This window comes from Pelotomaculum propionicicum (assembly GCF_048984525.1).
Lineage (GTDB): Bacteria > Bacillota > Desulfotomaculia > Desulfotomaculales > Pelotomaculaceae > Syntrophopropionicum > Syntrophopropionicum propionicicum_A.
In genome coordinates, this window is sequence record NZ_JBMGJC010000028.1 from 1 (window position 1) to 2,630 (window position 2,630).

Here is a 2,630-nt window from a genome sequence, read left to right on the forward strand (position 1 = left end):
TGCGTATTCTTGAAAATCCGGCCGGTCGTTCTGATTTAATCCGGCCACTTTACGAAACAGAATTACGTGCACAGTAAAATTTTACCACAGGTGGCCGGATTAGGTCTCAGTCTTGTTTATTCTTTTCTTTCTCATCGAATCTCCTTTTAAATTCAGGATTTGAGCGTTATGGATCAGGCGATCCATAATTGCGTCAGCGAAAGTGTCTTCTCCGATAAATGGGTGCCAGGCGTCAGTCGGTAACTGGCTGGTAATGATGGTTGATTTCCTGGCGTGGCGGTCTTCCAGAATTTCAAGCAGATCGTGCCTCTGTTCTTTGCTGAGTATTTCAAGGCCCCAGTCGTCGAGAATGAGTATCTCTATTTTTGAAAGGGCCTGCAGTGCTTTGAGATACTTTCCTTCCCCTCTGTTGATCGAGAGTTCGTAGAGTAATTTGCTCAGGCGTTGGTATAAAACAGAGAATCCTTCGCGACAGGCTTTTTGAGCGAGTGCACAGGCCAGCCAGGTTTTTCCCGCTCCAGTTGGGCCTATTATCAGAATATTGTCATGTTCTTTGACCCAGCGACAGGTTCCGAGCTCAAGAATCTGCGCTTTGTTAATACCTCTAGCCGGTTTCATGTCGATATCTTCGAAGGCCGCCTGATGCCTTAATTTTGCCATTCTCAGCCTTGCAGTCAGTGATTTGTTTTCCTGGTAAATCAGCTGTCTGTCAGCGAGAATGCCGAGTCTTTCGAGAAAGGTCAGTTCCTGATATTGCTGGTTGCCTTCCTGTTCTCTGAGAGCGTTGATCATTTCATTCATTTTAAGCTTTGCAAGCGCATCAATGGTTTGTTGTAGAAGCATTCTGGCTTTCCTCGCTGTTCTGGTAATAAGCTGCACCACGAATGTTTTCGTGCACCGGCAGTTTCTGCTCCTCAGCTGTTGTAGATAAACACTTGTCCTGGCCGGTTTCCAGGATACTTTTTACACTTTTATATGTTGGTGATCCAAGAGAAATAGCCTTTTTGCAGGCATTGAGCAGTCTGTCTTCACCAAGAACCCTTGCCAGTCGAAGCAGGCCAAGGGCTGCCCTGAACCCCTGTTCCGGATGGGATTTTGATTTAAAAACAGCCTCTACAACAGCCTTAACCGGTTCTCCGATCTTTTCACCCATTGCCACAAGTTTGCTGGGCGGCCATCTCAAGAATTGATGCCGGGGCGGCATGTGCTCTTCAAGCGTTGAATATCGATCCCCGATATACTTACGCACATGAACCGCAATGCGCTGATCACCCTTGAAAACTTCAACAGTTGTAGCAGTCGCCCTGATTCTGACTTTCTGATGAGCTTCCCGCCAGCTGACGCTGTAGAAGAACTTCTTAAATTCGACGTGATAATCGATGTTCACCTTGGCTGTTTTCCAGGCTGCGAATTCATATGGCCTGGCAGGCAGCGGTGCGAGAGCAGGTTTGTCGAGCTCTGCAAAGAGTAACCGCCTGCTTCCCTCAAGTTTTCTGAACGGCCTGTCATTTAATGTCATCAACAGTTCTCTTATTGCCTGATTCAGGCTTTCCAGAGAGTGAAACCTTCGATGGCGCAGCTTTGCAAGAAGCCATCTTTGAACGACCTGTACACCCGCCTCTACCTTGGCTTTGTCTTTGGGTTTTCTAATTCTGGCAGGCAGAATGGTCGTGTCGTAATGCCGCGCGAATTCGGCATAACTCGGGTTTATATCAGGGTCGTAATAACCCGGCCTGGTGACGCCAGGCTTGAGATTGTCAGGAACAATGGCCCGGGGAACACCGCCGAAAAACTCAAGGGCTTTGACATGTGAGGATATCCAGTCTGACAGCTGCTGCGACCAGGTGGCTTCGGCATAGATGTAATTGCTGGCGCCAAGAACGGCAACGAAGATCTCTGCATGCAGGACTTCGCCGGTGGCCGGATTGATAATTGCAACGGTCTGGCCGCAGTAATCAACGAACATTTTGTCGCCGGCTTTGTGAATCTGACGCATGCTGATATCGACAGTTCTGCTGAATCTTCGATACAGGTCACAGAAATACGGATAGCTCAGGCCGTCTGATTCAGCGGCTTTGTATTCTTCCCAGAGAACCTGCAGAGTGATGCTGTTTTTTCTGTGTTCAAGGTGGATTGCTTTCCAGTCAGGCACTGGGCGCCCCGCAGAAACTCCGGGAGATTTGAACAGTCTGTTTTCAAGATCGTCTTCGGTGATAGATTCTGCGATTTCAAGGGTGATGCCGGCATCTTTGGCGCGGGAGAGGTATTCCTGAACGGTCGTGCGACCTATTTTCAGAATACCGGCTATGGCACGGGGGCTTAAGCCCTTGGACTGGTTTAAGCGAAGGACTTCTTTGATTTTTCTCATGCTGATATGCTTTCTGGACATTATTCCGGCAGTCTCCTTGATCAGATAATTGATATGTCGGAATAAAGTGCCTGTTACGGATGTAATTCAGTCCAGTAAAGCGTTCTGATGAATCCGGCCACCCATTATTGTCATTCCGGCCACCTATTCTGATAAACGGCCACAAGGTGGCCGGATTATTTCAGAACAGGGTGCCGGATTAAATCAGAATAGGTGGCCGCTTATTTTCAGAATGAGGGGCCGGATATTTCAAGAATTCACA

General features: G+C 48.1%; 2 protein-coding genes. Both read right to left on the reverse strand.

Annotated features, from left to right (window positions below; genetic code table 11):
* Positions 1-99: 99 nt before the first annotated feature.
* Positions 100-843 (reverse strand): IS21-like element helper ATPase IstB, encoded by a 744-nt coding sequence (gene istB / locus ACOBQJ_RS16915; protein WP_421072959.1) that lies wholly within the window; start codon positions 841-843, stop codon positions 100-102.
* Positions 821-2,389, reverse strand: coding sequence for an IS21 family transposase (istA, locus tag ACOBQJ_RS16920; protein WP_421072960.1), 1,569 nt, complete (start codon positions 2,387-2,389; stop codon positions 821-823). Before istA ends, istB begins: the two co-directional genes overlap by 23 nt.
* Between the last annotated feature and the right edge of the window lie 241 nt (positions 2,390-2,630).